Here is a 16,796-nt window from a genome sequence, read left to right as displayed (position 1 = left end):
CGCCCCAGCGTTCGCGCGCTTTAGCCGTTGGTAACGCGGAGCAAGCTGCTTCCCGATCAAAAGCCGCGGGCCCACGACGCGGCCCTCGCGGGCCGGCACAGCGTGGGGCCAGCCCGCTGCGTCTTGATCTCTATTTATTTGATAGAGTTTTGACCGTCAAGCAACCGTGATAGGTTCGCGTGGCAAAGCAATTCTTGGGCGCACCAAAAGCCTGGTTGCTGGAACCGGTTCCCTGCCCTTTCGGGAACCACCGCCTTTGCCCGGCGGTTCAGACACAAAACAGCAATCCTTTCAGAAAGAACCTGCGCCATGGACCGGCTCTTTACCGCATTTGCCAACCGCATCTCTGCGCTGGCCGGCCAACCGGCGAGTTTTGCCCTGGCCACCCTGATCATTCTCGTCTGGGCCATATCGGGACCGATCTTCGCCTGGTCCGACACCTGGCAGCTGGTGATCAACACCGGCACCACCATCGTTACGTTCCTGATGGTCTTCGTGATCCAGAACGCCCAGAACCGCGATGCGGCGGCGATGCAGGCCAAGCTGGACGAACTGATCCGCGCGCTGGACGGCGCACGCGGCGATTTCATCGGGATCGAGCACCTGTCCGACAGCAAGATTTCCGATATCCGCACCGCGCTGGAACAGGAAAGCGGCTGCGACACCAAGCAGGCCAGCGTGGAACAGAGCGTGGAAGTGCTGCTGCGCCGCCGATGAAGCGGTGGTGATTGCGAAGACCTGCCCTTATTTCAATGGCATCGACACCATCAGACACTTTCAGATGAAACCGCCTTGGGCTAGGTTGGCTGCAACATGCGGATAGAGCAAGGATAATGGCACTGTGACATTGCGGATAATGGTTCTCGCTTCCACGGCCATGGTGGCAGCGCTGCAGCCGACACTGGCGGCGCCCGCAGCCAGGCCCGCCGCCGCCCCGGTGGCGAAGGGAGCAATCGGTGGGTGGGGTGTGGATCTTTCCGGCCGCGATCTTTCGGTCAAGCCGGGCGACGATTTCGACACGTATGCCAACGGCAAATGGAAAGCGCGCACGCCGATCCCGGATGATCGGCCCAACATCGGCACGCTGGCCCTGATCGACGAGCACGTGCAGGCCCAGATGAAAGACCTGGTGGCCGGCATGCCAGCAGACAGCCAGGTCGGCGCGCTCTATGCCAGCTTCATGAATGAAGCCGCGGTCGAACAGCGCGGGATCGCGCCGCTTCAGGCCGATGTGGCCAAAGTGATGGCCCTGCCCGACAAGGCCGCCTTTGCCCGCTATATGGGCGCGGCCCAAGGCACCTTCGGCATCAGCATGATCGATTATGGCGTGGGGCCCGATACGGCCAATGCCGGGCTCAACGTCCTTTCGCTCGGCCAGGGCGGCCTGGGCCTGCCCGAGCGGGACTATTACCTCAAGCCCGCATTCGCGCCGCAGCGCGAAGCCTATGTCGCCTATATCACCCGCACCCTGCAAACCCTGGGCGTGCCCCAGCCCGCCGACGCGGCCAGCAAGATCATGGCGTTCGAAACCCAGATTGCCACGCTGAGCTGGGATATTGCCCGCCGCCGCGATCGCAGCGCCACCAACAACCCGATGTCTTCAGCCCAGCTTGCCGACTATGCGCCGGGGCTGGACTGGGCAGCCTATTTCGACGGCGCCGGCGTTGCCCCGCAACCGCGCATCATCGTGCGCGAAAACACCGCGATCCGCGACATTGCCGCGCTCTATGCGCAAACCCCGCTCGAAACGCTCAAGCTGTGGCAGGCATTCCATGTCGCCGACCAGGCCTCGCCCTTCCTCACCAAGGCGATGGTCGACAGCCGCTTTGCCTTCTCCCGCACCTTGACCGGCGTTGCCCAGATCAAGCCCCGGTGGAAGCGCGGGCTGGAACTGGTCAACAGCCAATTGGGCGAAGCAGCCGGCCAGGCTTATGTCGCCAAGTATTTCCCGCCCCAATCGAAGGCGCGGATGCAGGCGCTGGTGGCCAATCTGCGCGCCGCCTTCGAAACCCGTATCCAGGCCAATCCGTGGATGAGCGAGCCGACCAAGCAAGCCGCGCTGGCCAAGCTGGCGCGGATCGACGTGATGGTTGGCTATCCCGACAAGTGGCGGGACTATTCGGCGCTGACGATCAAGCCCGATGATCTTTACGGCAATGTCGTACGCGTGGCCCGCTTCAACGCCGATTATGCGAAGGAAGACCTGGGCAAGCCGGTCGATCGCAAGAAATGGGGCATGAACCCGCAGACGGTGAACGCCTACAACGGCGGGGCCAAGCTGCAGATCGTGTTTCCGGCCGGCATCCTGCAGCCGCCGCTGTTCGATCCGCGCGCGGATGACGCGGTAAACTATGGCGCAACGGGCGCGATCATCGGCCACGAAATCAGCCACAGCTTTGACGACCAGGGCCGCAAGATTGACGCCAAGGGCGCCATCGCCGATTGGTGGACGCCGCAGGATGCGCAGCGGTTCGAAGCCGAAGCGAAAGTGTTTGGCGACGAATATGCGCGGTTCGAAGCCGCGCCTGGCGCGTTCATCAATCCCAAGCTGACCATGGGCGAAAACATCGCCGATCTTGCCGGCTTGCAGGTGGCGCTCGACGCGTATCACAAGTCGCTGCGCGGCAAGCCTGCGCCGGTGATCGGCGGGCTGACCGGCGACCAGCGCTTCTTCCTCTCGTTCGCCCAGGCCTGGCGCGCCAACCAGCGCGTGGATGCCCTGCGCAACCAGGTGACGACCGACCCGCACAGCCCGGCCCGCTTCCGCATCCTGGGCCCGCTGCCCAATATCGAGGCATGGTACCAGGCCTTTGGCGTCAAGCCGGGTGATGCGATGTACATTCCCGCCGACAAGCGCGCCAAGCTGTGGTGAACTGACGGAAAAAAGAAAGCCCCCTCTTCAGGAGGGGGCTTTTTTGTGGGTGATCAGTCCAGCTTGGCGCGGATCTTGGCGATCAGCTTGCTGATGCGTTCGGCCGCTTCGGTGAAGGTTTCCACGTCGGCCCGGTTGTTGTTGCCGCGCGCTTCCTTGGCGGATTCAAGGTAGCCTTCCAGGTCCACCTCCAACGCGTCCACGATCATTTCGCCTTCATCCTCGCTCAGCGTGAGCTTGATAGTCTTGTCCACAACGGGCTCCTTGGATTGCAATAGAAAGCCCCGGCCGGCGCGTGGGCTGGCCGGGGCTGGAATAGTCGGCAGGGCTGGCGATCAGGCCGCGAGCCCGTGGCAGTGCTTGTACTTCTGGCCCGAGCCGCAGGGGCACGGGGCGTTGCGGCTGATGCCCTGCCCGGCATAGGGGTCTTCGCCCGCCGCCACCGGCGCGCTCGCCTGCGCCCCGCCCAGGGCCCCGAGCATCGCCGCGGCGCCCGGCACTTGCGGTTGCGCATCGTTTTCGCCGGTGAACGGATCGATGTGGCTGGTGAGGAAATCGGGCAGTTCGGGCAACTGGAAATCTTCCATCGGCTGCATGCGGATTTCGCTGATCATCAGGATGCGGGTCACGTCCTCGCGGATCGCGTCGAGCATCTTTTCAAACAGGCCGAAGGCTTCCTGCTTGTATTCGTTGATTGGGGTCTTTTGTGCGTAGGCACGCAGGAACACCACCTGGCGCAGCGCGTCGAGCGTGGCCAAGTGCTCCTTCCAATGGTGGTCAAGCCGCTCGAGCAGGATCGACTTTTCGAGATTGCCCCACGAAGCACGGTCCACGGTGTCGAGCTTGGCGGCCATGTGCGCATCGGCCAGCGCGATCAGGCGCTCGCTGATCAATTCCGCTTCCACCGCGTCTTCTTCCAGCCAATCGTCGATCGGCGGGGTCAGGCCCAGCACGTCGGCCACGCGCTCCTTGAGGCCGGCCACGTTCCACTGCTCGGGATAGGACCCCGGCGGGCAGGCATCGCCGACCATGGCATTGATCGTGTCGTGGCGCATGTCCACCACCACGTCGTCCACCGCGTCGGCATCCATGATGTCGGCGCGCTGCTCGTAGATCACCTTGCGCTGGTCGTTCATAACGTCGTCGTATTCGACGACCTGCTTGCGGATGTCGTAGTTGCGCGCTTCCACCTTCTTTTGCGCGGTCTCGATGGCCTTGGACAGCCACTTCGATCCGATCGCCTCGCCATCGGCCAGGTTGGAATTCATCATGCGCGAAAACAGCGTGTCCGGCCCGAAGATGCGCAGCAGATCGTCTTCCAGGCACAGGTAGAACTTCGACAGGCCCGGGTCACCCTGGCGGCCCGAACGGCCGCGCAACTGGTTGTCGATGCGGCGGCTTTCGTGCCGCTCGGTGCCGATCACGCACAGGCCGCCAGCGGCCAGCACCTGGGCCTTCTCCGCCTCGATCTCGGCCGACATGCGGGCGATTGCGGCATCGCGCTCGGGCCCTTCGGGCACATCGCGCAGTTCATCGTCGATGCGAAATTCCAGGTTGCCGCCCAGCTTGATGTCGGTCCCGCGGCCGGCCATGTTGGTGGCGATGGTCACCGCGCCCAGGCGGCCCGCCTGGGCCACGATGTGGGCTTCCATCTCGTGGAAGCGGGCGTTGAGCACCGCGTGCTTGACCCCCTCGCGGTTGAGAAACTCGCTCAGCAGTTCCGATTTCTCGATCGACACGGTGCCGACCAGCACGGGCTGGCCGATCTCGTTCTTTTCGCGGATCAGGCGGGCGATGGCGGCAAACTTGTCGGTGGTGTTCTTGTAGAACTCGTCTTCCTCGTCGATGCGCATGACCGGCACGTTGGTGGGAATGGTCACCACGTTCATCTTGTAGATTTCGAAGAACTCGGTCGCCTCGGTCGCGGCCGTCCCGGTCATCCCCGAAAGCTTGGGATACATGCGGAAGTAGTTCTGGAAGGTGATCGAGGCCATGGTCTGGTTTTCAGGCTCGATCCGCACGCCTTCCTTGGCTTCCACCGCCTGGTGCAAGCCGTTGGACCAGCGCCGGCCATCCATCATGCGGCCGGTGAACTCGTCGATGATCACCACCTTGCCGTCCTTGACGATGTAGTCGATGTCACGCTTGAACATGACATTGGCCTTCAGCGCCTGGTCCAGGTGGTGGACCACCATGGTGTTTTCCATGTCATAGAGGTTGGTGCCGACCAGCAGCCCGGCATCCTCCAGCGCGCGCTCCACCCATTCCACGCCGTCTTCGGTCAGGGTGATGCTCTTGGTCTTCTCGTCGGCTTCGTAGTGTTTGGGATCGATGGTCTTCACCACCGCATCGACCGAGAGATAGAGATCGCTCTTGTCGTCGGTAGGGCCCGAGATGATCAGCGGCGTGCGCGCCTCGTCGATCAGGATCGAGTCCACTTCGTCGACGATGGCGTAATTGAAGGGACGCTGCACCATCTGCAAGCGTTCGTGCTTCATGTTATCGCGCAGGTAATCGAAGCCCAACTCATTGTTGGTGGCATACGTAATGTCGGCTTCATAGGCCTGGCGCCGCTCGTACTCGTTGAGGTTGGGCACGATCACGCCCACGGTCAGGCCCAAGAACTTGTAAAGCACGCCCATCGTTTCGGCGTCACGCTTGGCCAGGTAGTCGTTCACGGTCACCACGTGAACGCCCTTGCTTTCCAGTGCGTTGAGGTAAACCGCCAGCGTCGCCACCAGGGTCTTGCCCTCGCCGGTGCGCATTTCGGCGATCTCGCCCCGGTGCAGCACCATGCCGCCGATCATCTGCACATCGAAATGGCGCATGCCCATGGTCCGCACCGATGCTTCGCGCACGGTGGCAAAGGCTTCGGGCAGCAGATCGTCAAGGCTGGCGCCCGCTTCGAGCGCGGCGCGGAACTTCACCGTCTGGGCGGCAAGCTGCTCATCGCTCATCGCCTGCATCTCGGCCTCGAAAGCGGCGATCTTCTTCACCTGCTTGTCGAGCGACTTGACATAGCGATCGTTGGACGAACCGAAAATGGACTTGGCAAGGGCGCCGAACATGGCGGTGTTTCCTGTTGTGCAAATGGGTGTGGCCAAAGGGGCCTGGCTTGTGCCGCGCGCAGCATGCGTGCATGGGGCCGGCAACGCGAAAATCACGGATTGGTGCCCGGCGGAACGCGGGCAATGCGGCGCTTATTCGCGCGCGCGGTCGCAGCGGAAGGTCGTTGCGTGGGCCAGCACCAGCGGCGCCAGCGGGGCGGATGCAGCGTGTTGCGCCACATCGAAAGCCGGGCGCGCGGCACGCACGCGGGCGGCCTGCACCACGCAATGCGCGGCCACCGGGGCCACGGCCAATCCGGCCTGCGCGGCACCGGCCACTTCGGTGCGCGTGGTGGCATTGGCCACCTCGGGCAGCGAAAGGCCGCTGAGCAGGGCAAACAGGACGAGCAGAAAGCGCATTACGACGGGAGATAGGGAACGGCTCGCCGCGCGTAAAGCGCAATCGGCAGATTTGGGCGCAAAGCTCAGGGTACGTCGTCCACCTTGGTGGTGAAAATCAGCGTCACGCGCTTGCTCACCGGCTTGCCGCTGGCGTCCTTCGCCGGCTTCAACAACGCGCCACTGGCGCAGGCCGGCGGACCGCTGCCGGCCGGAATCGGATTTTGCACGCCCTTTTCATCGATGCCCACGCAATCCGAGACATGGCCATCGGCGTTGATCGTGTAGGATAACGACATACTGCCCGGCACGGGCACATCGCCGTTGCCATCGTCGGGAATCTGCCAGCGCACCGAGCTGCGATAGACGCCCGCCTCGGGCTTGCCGCCTTTCGTGCCCGGCTTGAAGCCGGCGCGGGCCATCAGCGATTGGCAGGTGACCTCGTCAAGATCGGCCGATCCACTGCTGGCGGTGACTTCGCACGCCGTGACTTTGCCTTGGGCATCGTAGCTCAGCGCGAATCCCACGGTTCCGTTTTCGCCATTGCGCAAGGCGCGCGCGGGATAGTCGTTCGGAGTCACCCAATCGCCCGGATTGCCGAGCGGGTGAGCCGGAACGATCGCCGGCGCGCGGGCCACCGCCGGCGCTGCCATGGCGCATCCCGCCGTCAGGCCCAGCCAGGCAAGGTTGCGCGGTGCAAAAGTCATTGGTGCTTCCCCTCTTACCGCTCCCGGTGATGCCGATTGCCCGCGCCAGGGTCAACCATGCGCACCACCGCTTTGGCGCAAGCTGAGCCATGGACGCGGCGCAGCCGAATCGCTAGGGAACGCGGCCATGTCTGACGCCGTTTCCCCGCTCGCCTCGCCCTTCCCCGCCCTGCCCGCGATTGCCGGCGTCACCCCGCGCGTGGCGCGCGCCGGGTACAAGGACTGGGGCCGCTGCGACCTGACTTATGTGGAGCTGGACGAAGGCACGGCGGTGGCCGGCGTGTTCACCCGCAACCTGTGCTGCTCGTCCGAAGTGGAACTGGGGCGGCAGAACGTGGCGCAAGGCGCCGCGCGCGCGCTTGTGGTCAATGCCGGGAATTCCAATGCCTTTACCGGCTATCGCGGGCGCGAGGCGGTGGAAGCGATCATGGACCAGGTTTCCGCGCATCTGGGCTGCGCGCGCGAAGCGGTCTTCGTCTCCTCCACCGGCGTGATCGGCGTGCCGCTGCCCAAGGACAAGGCCCGCGCGGGGATCGAGGCCGCGCTGCTGGCCCCGCCCTGCACCTGGCAAGAGGCGGCAAACACCATCGGCACCACCGATACTTTTGCCAAGGGCGCCACCGCCACGGCCATCGTGGGCGACAAGACCGTGACGCTTAGCGCGATCATCAAGGGTTCGGGCATGATCGCGCCCGACATGGCGACGATGCTGGGCTATGTCTTTACCGATGCAGCAGTTTCGCCCGCGTTCCTGCAGGAATGCCTCTCGGCCGCGAACAAGCGCACGTTCTCGTGCATCACGGTCGATAGCGACACATCCACCAGCGACACCGTGCTGGCCTTTGCCACCGGCAAGGCGGGCAACGCGCCACTGACCAGCCTGGATAGCGTGGGCGGCGAAGCCTTTGCCGCCGCGCTGGAGCAGGTCTGCCGCGACCTTGCGCATCTGGTGGTCAAGGATGGCGAAGGCGCGCAGAAATTCATCGCCGTGGCCGTTTCCGGCGCGGTTTCGGACGAAAGCGCGCGCCGCGTGGGCCTGGCCATTGCCAATTCGCCGCTGGTAAAAACCGCGATCGCCGGGGAAGACGCCAACTGGGGCCGCGTGGTCATGGCCGTGGGCAAGGCCGGCGAACCCGCCGACCGCGACCGCCTGTCGATCGGCTTTGGCGGCACCTGGGCGGCCAGGGACGGCCAGCCGCTGGCCGACTATGACGAAGCGCCGGTGGCGGCGCATCTCAAGGGCCGCGAAATTTCGATCGAGGTGGACCTTGGCCTTGGCCAGGGCCGCGCCACGGTGTGGACCTGCGATCTGACGCATGGCTACATCTCGATCAACGCCGACTACCGGAGCTGAGCCACCATGCTGACCATCTGGGGCCGGATCAATTCGCACAACGTGAAGAAAGTGGTCTGGGGCGCGCGCGAGTGCGGGCTGGATTTCGAGCGCCACGATATGGGCGGGTCGTTCGGCTATTCGAGCGACTACCTCGCCAAAAATCCCAATCGCCTGGTGCCGATGATCGAGGATGACGGCGTGGTGGTGTGGGAATCCAACGCGATCCTGCGCTATCTGTTTGCCGCCCATGCCCCGCAGCTGTGGCCTGCCGATCCGGCGGCACGCGCGCAGGGGGACCAGTGGATGGACTGGCAATTCCTCTATGCCGATGCCCAGCGCGACGCGTTCCTGGGCTGCGTGCGCGGCGGCAAGGACGGCAGCGATCCGGTTGTGGCCAAGTCTGCCGCTGCTTGCGCTGAACTCATGGCCATGCTGGACGCACAATTGGCCCGGCAGCCGTTCCTATCCGGCGATGCATTCGGCGTGGCTGACGTTCCGATGGGCACATATGCCCACACGTGGTTCAGCCTGCCGATCGAACGGCCAACGCTGCCCCATGTGGAGGCCTGGATGGCTCGTTTGCGCACCCGCCCCGGCTTTCAGGAAATCGCGGCGGTTCCCTTCACATGAGTTGGACCGCAGAGCTTGACGCCGCCGTGGGCACCCTGATCGCCCGCGTGGCGCAGGAAGCCATTGCCCCGCGCTATCGCCAACTGGCCGATGACGACGTGACCGCCAAGGCCGCCGACGACGTGGTGACCGTAGCCGACACCCACGCCGAACGGCTGCTGAGCGAAGGCCTGGCGGCCCTGCTGCCCAAGGCGACGATCGTGGGCGAGGAAGCCGCCCATGCCGATCCCGCCTTGCTCGACCGGCTGGGCGATGGGCTGTGCTGGATCATCGATCCGCTGGACGGCACCAACAATTTCGCCGCCGGCAAGCCGCCGTTCGGCGTGCTGATCGCGCTCGCCGAACATGGCGAATGCGTGGCGGGCTGGATCTACGATGTGCTGTCAGGCCGCCTGTGCACCGCGCAAAAGGGGCGTGGCGCCTTTGTGAACGGCATGCCGGTGCGCGCGCAGGCCACCGGGCAAGTGCCGCCCGTGGCCGCGATTTCCACCGTCTTCATGGACATGGCCCAGCGCGAGGCGATGCGCCAGCACATCCTGCCGCACTATAGCGTGGTGGATATTCCGCGCTGCGCCGCGGAACAATACCCCCGCCTGGTGCTCGGCGTAAACGATGTCTCGATTTTCGAGCGCACGCTCGCGTGGGATCATGCGGCCGGCGTCTTGTTCGTCAACGAAGCCGGCGGCAAGGCTGCACGGCCCGATGGCCGGCCCTATCGCGTCGATCAGGTGGGGCAAAAGGGCCTGGTCGCGGCCAGCAGCCCGGTGCTGTTCGATGCCATGGCGGAGCGGCTGGCTGCCTTGTAACGTGCGCTTGACTGCAAGGGGCTGCGACAAGCTCAGCCCGAACGGGATTTTGAGGTAATCTTCCCCACCTCCGTTCGCCCTGAGCCTGTCGAAGGGCGCAAGCGCGCGCCACAAGCCTCTTACAGAACGCTTTCCAGCCAACCCTTGAGCTGGCTCTTGGGCGCGGCGCCCAGCTTCTGCGCGACTGGCTTGCCATCCTTGAACAGGATCAGCAGCGGGATCGACTGCACGCCGAAATCGCTGGCAGTCGTGGTGTTTTCCATGATGTCCACCTTGGCGATGGTCACCTTGTCACCCAGTTCCTCGGCGATCTCTTCCAGCGCGGGGGCGATCATCTTGCACGGGCCACACCAGTCGGCCCAGAAATCCACCAGCACGGGCTTGTCGGACTGGAGGACTTCGGCAGAGAAGCTGGCGTCGGTGACGGCTTTGGTGGACATGAACGAAACTCCGTTGATCAGTTGAGACGGTATCTAGGATGCGCTGGCGGCTTGGCAACCGGCAAGGCGCGAAAGGTTTGCTGCGCTGGTCCCTTGCAAAGCTATGCCGGCTGCGGGCGGTGCAGCGCCAGAACCTGCGGCGGAATGGCGATCAGGTGCGGCGCGTGGGTATAAAGCAGCGCGGCTTCCACCGCGCGATCGGGGTGGATCGCGGCGAGCGCGGCGGCATAGGCGGCCATCTGGCGCAGATAGGCCAACGGCACCTGGGCCAACGACTCCGGCGGGCGCCGCGCGGTCTTGAAATCCACGATCAGCACTTGGGTTGGCGTGATCAGCAAGCGGTCGATCGTGCCGGAAACCACGCGCCCTTCCACCACCGCAGCCAGCGGCACCTCGGCCAGCGAGCCAGGGCCGAACACGGCCTGCCAATCGGGATGGTCGAGCACGGCCAGCGCGGCGCGCAACATCTCTTCGTGCGCGGCGACATCGAATTCCGCCCCTTGCCGTGCCAGCCAGGCCAGCGCGGCTTCCGCGCGTTCGCCATGCGCCGCGGCGGGCAATCGCTCGATCAGCTTGTGAATCAGGGTGCCGCGTCGCGCCGCCTGCATCGCGCCAGGTCCGGGCCGTGTCGGCGGATCAGGGGCCTCGTCCTCGCCCAGAGAGGACGGCGCCAGCGGGCGCGGCGGACGCGGTTCGGGTCCGATCGCCGTGGTCAGCCACGGCGGCAGCAGCGGCAAAGCCACGGTTTGCGCGGCGCGGCCGACATCGGCCACCGGCGCCCCCAGCGCGCCGATATCGCGCGCACCATCCCATATCGGATCGGGCGCCCAGCCCTCCTCTTCGCCGAACAGCGGCGCCAACCGCGCATACCAGCTGTCGCCCGGCAATTCCTTGCGCGAGGGCGGCCAGGCCCCGGCAATGAACAGCGCCTCTTCCGCGCGGGTGAGCGCCACATAGAGCAGGCGCCAATGCTCGGCCCGCTCTTCCAGCGCCGCCTTTTCCTCCGCCGCGCGGATCGGCGCGCCCTTTTCTTCCTTGCGCAAGGCCGGCAGCGGCACGGTGCGCGGGCGTTGGCCCGGCCCCTGCTCCACCAGTTCGGCGCCGCGCGCCATCGACGCATCGGGATCGTCGGCGGCATCGGCCAGGATCACGATGGGCGCCTGCAGGCCTTTCGATCCATGCACGGTCATCACCCGCACCAGATCGGCGGCCTGCCCCGCCTCGCGCTTCAACTCGCCATCGCCGCTGTCGAACCATTGCAGGAAGCCGACCAGGCTCGGCACCTGCCCGCTCGCATAGGCCATGGCGGCATTGAGCAGTTCATCGATCGGGTCGTTCGCCTCGCGCCCCAGCCGCGCCACCAGCTTGAACCGCGCGGCCCATGGCCCCACCAGTAGCCAGTGCAGCAATGGCGCGGGCGGCTCGTAATCGGCACGGCGCAACAGGTCGAGCAATTGCTCCACCGTCTGCACGGTGCCGGGCTCCCGGCTGTGCAGCAAGTGCGTCCACAGCCGCACGCCATCCTTGCGATAGCCACGCGCAAGCAGGTCTTCCTGGCTCCACCCGATCAGCGGCGAAACCAGCAGGTTGGCCAGATTGAGATCGTCGAGCGGCTGTGCGCAGAACCGCAGCGCCGCCATCAGGTCCTTCACCGCCAGCGGCGCGCCCAGGCGCAAGCGGTCCACCCCTGCCACCGGCACCCCGCGTGCGTGCAGCCGCGCCACGATCAGCCCGGCCAGATCCTTGCGCTTGCGCACCAGGATCATCACGTCGCCGGCGCGGGCATTGCGCGGCTTGCCCTTGTGCAACGGGAAACCGGTATCCAGCCATTCGCGCACCTGCCGCGCCAACCGGTCGGCCAGGTCTCGATCGGGGCGCGACAGCCAGTTTTCGCCGCCCTCGTCGCCGGCTTCGGGCAGATCGTCCTCGGCTCCCGAAAGATCGCCCACCGGGCGCCACAGCCGCACCAGGCCGGGGCGCAGGTCGCCCACATGCGGCTCGGGCGCTTCGGGCAGGCCAAAGCGATCGGGGCCAATGGCGGCAATCGCGCGATCGACAAACGCCAGGATCGGCATGGCGGTGCGATAGGATTGCCCCAGCCCCAGCGAGAGCAATTCGCGCTCCGGCTCGTCCATCGCCTGGGCAAGGCCGGCCAGTTCGCGCTGGACGCGGCCTCGCGCCTTGGCAAAGTTTTCGGGGCTGGTGCCCTGGAAGCGGAAGATCGCCTGCTTGTAATCGCCCACCACGAACAGCGTGCGCGGGTCGCGCTGGCTTTGCCCCTGGCCGGAGAAAAAGTCCTGCACCAGCCCGTCGAGCACGATGCGCCATTGCGCCTCGTTGGTGTCCTGCGCTTCGTCCACCAGGACATGGTCGAACCGGCGATCGAGCTTGTAGCGGATCCAGTCCGCCGTCGTCCGCTCGGTCAAAAGCGCGGCGGCGGTGCGGATCTGGTCGTCGAAATCGATGAAGCCCTCGCGCGCCTTGGCGGCTTCCCAGGCCAAGGCAAAGCGGCGCCCCACGGTGAGCGCAGGATCGAGCAGCGCGGCAAGGTTCACCAGCGCGATGCGGTCGCGCACGGCGGCAAGCCCGGCGATCACGCGGGCCTGGTATTCGCCATAGGCCGGCTCGTGCTTGTCGAGATTGCGGGCGGATTTGGCCTCGCCCTTGGCGGTCATGAACAGCTTGGCAAAGTCGTCCAGTCCGGCGAGGCGCGCCTGCGGGTTGGCCGCCAGCCAATCGCCCATCATGTTGGCGGCATCGATGCCGCTCTTGGTATTCCAGGCCGCGTTGGCGGCCATGCAGCGGCGGACAGAGCCGATATCGAACGCGTCGTCGGCACAGAGTTCTGCCACGCCGCTGCCGTCTTCATCGGCGGCCAAGCCCAGCAGCTGGTTGATGCGCGGGCGCAGCGGCGGGCGCCAGGCGCCGGGCTCCTGCCACAGGTCTATCGCCTTGGCGCAGCGCAGCAGGAAGCCGATGACCGCGCCCTGGTCCATGCGCAGCGCCATGTCGGCCAGGGCATCGAGCAGGCGTTCCTCGCCGCTTTCTTCAGCCTCCACCAGCATCTGCGCCAGAACTTCGCGCACCAGCAGTTCGCGGTCGCGGTCTTCCATCGCGCGGGTGCCGGGCAGAAGGCCGGATTCCACCGGAAAGGCCGACAGCAGCCATTGCGAAAAGGCGTGGATCGTCTCGATCCGCAGGCCCCCGCCCGGGCAATCGAGCACGGCGGCAAAGCGGCTGCGTGCCCGCTCCAGCGTTTCGGGCCGGCCGTCGGCGCCGATCGCCTCCAGTTCGCGGAACAGCGCCAGATCATCGAGCCGCACCCAGCGCGCCAAGACATCGTTGACGCGGGTGGCCATTTCCGCAGCGCCCGCCTTGGTGAACGTGAGGCAGAGGATGTTCTCCGGCTCCACCCCGTCCTGCAGCAAGAGCCGCAGCACGCGCGCCGATAGCACCTGGGTCTTGCCGGTGCCTGCCGAGGCCGACAGCCACACCGTGCGGTGCGGCGCTACGGCGCGGGCCTGGTTGCCTTGCAGGGGATAGACCTTGCTCACTCGGCGTTCCCTCCCCGCCCCTGCCATTCTTCCAGCCGCATCAACTGGTCGTAATCGGCATAGCTGGGCAGATCGGGGTTCAGCCGCGCTACAAAAGGCTCGTTGCCCAAAATCCAGCGGGCAATAGCCTCGGCCAGGAAGCGGCGGGTCTCGGGCAGGAAATCCTCGCGCGGGATGCCCGATTTCTTGCGCCCCTCCAGGATCGGCTCTTCGCAATAGCCAAAGCCGCGCTCGCGGTTGCGCGCCAGGGACCAGTATTCGAACCTGGTCGGCTCGCCCTCCACGGTCACGCGGCCCTGCTTGTCCTTGAAGCCACCGGCTTGCGCGATCAGGCCGATTAGCCCCAGTTGCAGGGCAAAGCCTTCCTGCACCATGCGCCCCGATGGCGGCGTGCCGGTCTTGTAATCGACCACGGCCAGCGTGCCATCGGGCAAGCGGTCGATCCGGTCGGCGCGGCCGAAAATGCGGATGCCATCGACGGTCGTATCGCCCCAGCATTCGAACGCGGCGACCGCGCGGCCTTCGTCGAGCAAGCGCTCCTGCTCCGCCTCGATCCAGGCCAGCGCGGCGGTCAGGCGCGGGCGCCACAGGCTGCGCATGAACGGGTGCGCGCTCATTTCGGCCAGCTTGCGCTCGGCCAGGGGCACCAGTTCACCCGGAGGTGCCCCAATCTTGTGCCACTCTTCCAGAATTTCGTGCACCGCTGTACCGCGCCAGGCCGGGGTGGGATCGGCATCGCGCGGGTCCAGGCTCCTGAGGCCCAGGATGGCGGAGGCATAGAACTGATAGGGGTCTGACCGCAGGCGGTCGAGCGCGGTCACGGCAATGTCCACCCGGCGCTGCTGCGGCGATGGCATCGGGCGCGGGCGCGGATAGGCGGGCGCCTGCGGCGCGGCGTCGAGCGCCTGGGCCAGGTTCACCGCTTCCTGTTCCCAGACCACGCCGTCTTCGCCCAGCATCGCGCGGATGCGCAGCAGAAAGCGCGAGGGGATCGCCGGCCCCGCCGCATCCCGCTCGGCAAAGCTCAGGACCACTTCGGGCGCGCCGAGCATCGCCGCGAGGTCGTGCGCAGCCAGACCAATGCGGAAATCGGCGCCGGGAATGCCCAATGTGCGCAAGACCGCTGGCGCCAGCAGCGGATCGGGCGCGGGCGCGGCGGGCCATGTCCCCTCGGTCATGCCGGCGCAGATCACCAGGTCCGCCCGGCTCATCCGCGCTTCGAGCAGGCCATAGATCGCCAGGCGCGGATGGCCGCCATAAGGTGGGCGCACCGAAACCTCGTCCATCGCGTCGCGCAGCAGGGCGGGCACTTGCGCGGGATCGACCGGCAATCCGCCTGTCTGCTCTCCGGCCTGCGCCGCCGCATCGCGCCATTGTTCCACAAACTGCGCCAGGCAGCGGCCATCGGCATTGGCCCAGAGTGCGGGCCCACACAACGCCTCGGCCATCTCGGCCAGCAAAGTGAGCGTGGCGGCCAGCGGCAGGGCATCGTGCCCGGCCAGCAGCGGGGCGAGCAACAGTTCTACCTCGTCCCACCAGGCGGAAAGACCGGGAAAGCGCTTTTCCTTCGCGCGCACCGCATCGCGGATCGGCTCCAGCCCAGGCCCCGGTCGCGGCCCGCGCAGCACGAAATCAAGCTGGCGCACGCGTTCCAGCCAGCCCGCGCGCGGCTCCCCCGCCATGACCAGCGGATGGCCCAACAGCGCCAGCAGCGCAACCGGCGCGGCGCGTTCGGCCCAGGCCTGCGCGAGTTGCAGCAGCAGGCGCCCGGCCACGGTCTGCGGCAGCGGGCGGCCGGCGGTATCGTCCGCCGCAATGTTCCAGCGGCCGAGATGCGCAATCACGCGCTGCGCCAGGGCGCGATCGGGCGTGACCACCGCCACGCGCCGCTCCGGCACGGCCAGCCCTTCGCGCACCAGCACGGCAATCGCCTGCGCCTCCTCTTCGGGATGCGCGCTGTGCATCAGGCGCACGCCGGCAAGACGCCGGTCCGCCGCCGGCAACTTGACCCAGGCCGTGCTCGCCTCGGGCGGCAGGAACAGATTGGAAATCGCCCGACTGCGCGCCGGAGGGGCCGCCGCGATCCCCGCGCGATGCCACGGCCGCACTTCCTCGCGCGCCAGGCCCATGCGGTGCAGCAACAGCTTCAAGTGATACTGCGGATGGGTGACCTGGTCGCCCCGGCCGAACGGCGGGCCGCCCGGCTCCTCGCTGGCACCGGCCTGGCCCAGCGCATCCCACACCTCGGCTTCCAGCGCCAGATCGAGATCAGGCAGCACCACCGCGCCTTGCGGCAGATCGGCCACCGTGCGCAGCAAGCGCGCGATCGCCGGCGCGGCGGAGGTCACGCCAGCGGCAATCACCGGGCCGGGCGGCGGATTGGCACGCCAGCTCTGCGCGGCATGGGCCAGCAGCAGGTTGCGGCGCACCGGGGCATCCACCTGCCCGCGCTCGTCCAGTTCGAACTGCCAGCGCACCTGCACCCGGGCGAACAGGCGCAGGCTGTCCTGCCAGTGCTCGGCCAGTTCGGGCAGCATGTCGATGGTCAACAACTGCTCGGGCGCCACTTCCTCCGCCGCCAGGCGATCGAGCGACTGCGCCAGGCTGCGCGCCTGGCGCAAGAGGCCGGCCTCGCCCCGCTCGATGCCCAGCGCGGCCAATTCCTCGCGCAAAATCTCTGCGATCCGCAACAGCCGCAGCACCGGATCGCAGGCCGGCGGCGCCACTGCCCCGCCGCCCAGCGGATCGAGCAGTGCGCCCAGCGTCTCGTCCAGATCGAGATCGCCCACCACCGCCATGCGCGGCAGCAGCAAGCCGCCGCCCGACGCGCGAATGAACGCCTCGGTCAGGCCCCGCACCGCACGCTGGCTGGGCAACAGCAGTGTCAGCCGCGCCAATCCGAACGTGTCTTCGCGATAGCGGGGTATCAGCCCGGCCACCAGTGCGTCGGCAAAGCCCCGGTGTGCGGCGATGCTGTAAACGCTGGGCCGGGTCTTCGCGGTCAT

General features: G+C 66.6%; 12 protein-coding genes. 5 read left to right on the top strand and 7 right to left on the bottom strand.

Annotated elements, in window-relative coordinates:
- Positions 1 to 309 precede the first annotated feature (309 nt).
- The gene (locus tag FHT19_RS06180; RefSeq protein WP_168554724.1) at positions 310 to 717 is read left to right on the top strand and encodes a low affinity iron permease family protein; all 408 of its coding nucleotides are present in this window, start codon (positions 310 to 312) and stop codon (positions 715 to 717) included.
- A 139-nt stretch (positions 718 to 856) separates the two neighbouring features.
- Positions 857 to 2,872: a M13 family metallopeptidase gene (locus FHT19_RS06175; protein WP_169474303.1), complete on the top strand. Its 2,016-nt coding sequence runs from the start codon at positions 857 to 859 to the stop codon at positions 2,870 to 2,872.
- Between the two features lie 53 nt (positions 2,873 to 2,925).
- Here the strand turns inward: FHT19_RS06175 and FHT19_RS06170 are convergent, their stop codons facing one another.
- From FHT19_RS06170 to FHT19_RS06155, 4 genes are all read right to left on the bottom strand, one after another.
- A complete protein-coding gene (locus tag FHT19_RS06170) occupies positions 2,926 to 3,126 on the bottom strand; it encodes a hypothetical protein (RefSeq protein ID WP_110760943.1) in 201 nt (66 codons plus the stop codon).
- Positions 3,127 to 3,207: 81 nt separating this feature from the next.
- The gene (secA, locus tag FHT19_RS06165; protein ID WP_169474302.1) at positions 3,208 to 5,940 is read right to left on the bottom strand and encodes a preprotein translocase subunit SecA; all 2,733 of its coding nucleotides are present in this window, start codon (positions 5,938 to 5,940) and stop codon (positions 3,208 to 3,210) included.
- A gap of 132 nt (positions 5,941 to 6,072) precedes the next feature.
- Positions 6,073 to 6,339 (bottom strand): hypothetical protein, encoded by a 267-nt coding sequence (locus FHT19_RS06160; protein ID WP_169474301.1) that lies wholly within the window; start codon positions 6,337 to 6,339, stop codon positions 6,073 to 6,075.
- A 65-nt stretch (positions 6,340 to 6,404) separates the two neighbouring features.
- Positions 6,405 to 7,025 (bottom strand): energy transducer TonB, encoded by a 621-nt coding sequence (locus tag FHT19_RS06155; protein ID WP_169474300.1) that lies wholly within the window; start codon positions 7,023 to 7,025, stop codon positions 6,405 to 6,407.
- 127 nt (positions 7,026 to 7,152) lie between these two features.
- On the opposite strand from FHT19_RS06155, the gene argJ reads away from it, so the two are divergent.
- The 3 genes from argJ to FHT19_RS06140 are packed head-to-tail and all read left to right on the top strand — an operon-like array spanning position 7,153 to position 9,797.
- Positions 7,153 to 8,379 (top strand): bifunctional glutamate N-acetyltransferase/amino-acid acetyltransferase ArgJ, encoded by a 1,227-nt coding sequence (gene argJ / locus FHT19_RS06150; RefSeq protein WP_169474299.1) that lies wholly within the window; start codon positions 7,153 to 7,155, stop codon positions 8,377 to 8,379.
- A gap of 6 nt (positions 8,380 to 8,385) precedes the next feature.
- A complete protein-coding gene (locus FHT19_RS06145) occupies positions 8,386 to 8,991 on the top strand; it encodes a glutathione S-transferase (RefSeq protein WP_169474298.1) in 606 nt (201 codons plus the stop codon).
- Positions 8,988 to 9,797 carry an inositol monophosphatase family protein gene (locus FHT19_RS06140; protein WP_169474297.1) on the top strand — a complete coding sequence of 270 codons (810 nt, stop codon included), beginning with the start codon at positions 8,988 to 8,990 and terminating at the stop codon, positions 9,795 to 9,797. Before FHT19_RS06145 ends, FHT19_RS06140 begins: the two co-directional genes overlap by 4 nt.
- Positions 9,798 to 9,916: 119 nt before the next feature.
- Here FHT19_RS06140 and trxA read toward each other — a convergent pair whose 3' ends face one another.
- The 3 genes from trxA to addB all read right to left on the bottom strand — a co-directional run bounded on the left by trxA (position 9,917) and on the right by addB (position 16,796).
- Positions 9,917 to 10,237: a thioredoxin gene (gene trxA, locus FHT19_RS06135; RefSeq protein ID WP_110760936.1), complete on the bottom strand. Its 321-nt coding sequence runs from the start codon at positions 10,235 to 10,237 to the stop codon at positions 9,917 to 9,919.
- A gap of 101 nt (positions 10,238 to 10,338) precedes the next feature.
- Positions 10,339 to 13,818 (bottom strand): double-strand break repair helicase AddA, encoded by a 3,480-nt coding sequence (addA, locus tag FHT19_RS06130; RefSeq protein WP_169474296.1) that lies wholly within the window; start codon positions 13,816 to 13,818, stop codon positions 10,339 to 10,341.
- The gene (gene addB / locus FHT19_RS06125) at positions 13,788 to 16,796 is read right to left on the bottom strand and encodes a double-strand break repair protein AddB (protein WP_169474295.1); all 3,009 of its coding nucleotides are present in this window, start codon (positions 16,794 to 16,796) and stop codon (positions 13,788 to 13,790) included. Before addB ends, addA begins: the two co-directional genes overlap by 31 nt.

Source organism: Novosphingobium sp. SG919, assembly GCF_012932495.1.
Taxonomy (GTDB): Bacteria; Pseudomonadota; Alphaproteobacteria; order Sphingomonadales; family Sphingomonadaceae; genus Novosphingobium; species Novosphingobium rhizosphaerae.
Note: the sequence above shows the minus strand (reverse complement) of the source record. Positions and strands in the feature narration are given on the sequence as shown.

Excerpts from the sequence above, each read along its gene's own strand:
- secA (WP_169474302.1), bottom strand. The coding sequence starts at position 5,940 with ATGTTCGGCGCCCTTGCCAAGTCCATTTTCGGTTCGTCCAACGATCGC.
- FHT19_RS06140 (WP_169474297.1), top strand. The coding sequence starts at position 8,988 with ATGAGTTGGACCGCAGAGCTTGACGCCGCCGTGGGCACCCTGATCGCC.
- addA (WP_169474296.1), bottom strand. The coding sequence starts at position 13,818 with ATGGCAGGGGCGGGGAGGGAACGCCGAGTGAGCAAGGTCTATCCCCTG.
- trxA (WP_110760936.1), bottom strand. The coding sequence starts at position 10,237 with ATGTCCACCAAAGCCGTCACCGACGCCAGCTTCTCTGCCGAAGTCCTC.
- FHT19_RS06175 (WP_169474303.1), top strand. The coding sequence starts at position 857 with ATGGTTCTCGCTTCCACGGCCATGGTGGCAGCGCTGCAGCCGACACTG.
- argJ (WP_169474299.1), top strand. The coding sequence starts at position 7,153 with ATGTCTGACGCCGTTTCCCCGCTCGCCTCGCCCTTCCCCGCCCTGCCC.
- FHT19_RS06155 (WP_169474300.1), bottom strand. The coding sequence starts at position 7,025 with ATGACTTTTGCACCGCGCAACCTTGCCTGGCTGGGCCTGACGGCGGGA.
- FHT19_RS06145 (WP_169474298.1), top strand. The coding sequence starts at position 8,386 with ATGCTGACCATCTGGGGCCGGATCAATTCGCACAACGTGAAGAAAGTG.
- FHT19_RS06160 (WP_169474301.1), bottom strand. The coding sequence starts at position 6,339 with ATGCGCTTTCTGCTCGTCCTGTTTGCCCTGCTCAGCGGCCTTTCGCTG.
- FHT19_RS06180 (WP_168554724.1), top strand. The coding sequence starts at position 310 with ATGGACCGGCTCTTTACCGCATTTGCCAACCGCATCTCTGCGCTGGCC.
- addB (WP_169474295.1), bottom strand. The coding sequence starts at position 16,796 with ATGACCGCGAAGACCCGGCCCAGCGTTTACAGCATCGCCGCACACCGG.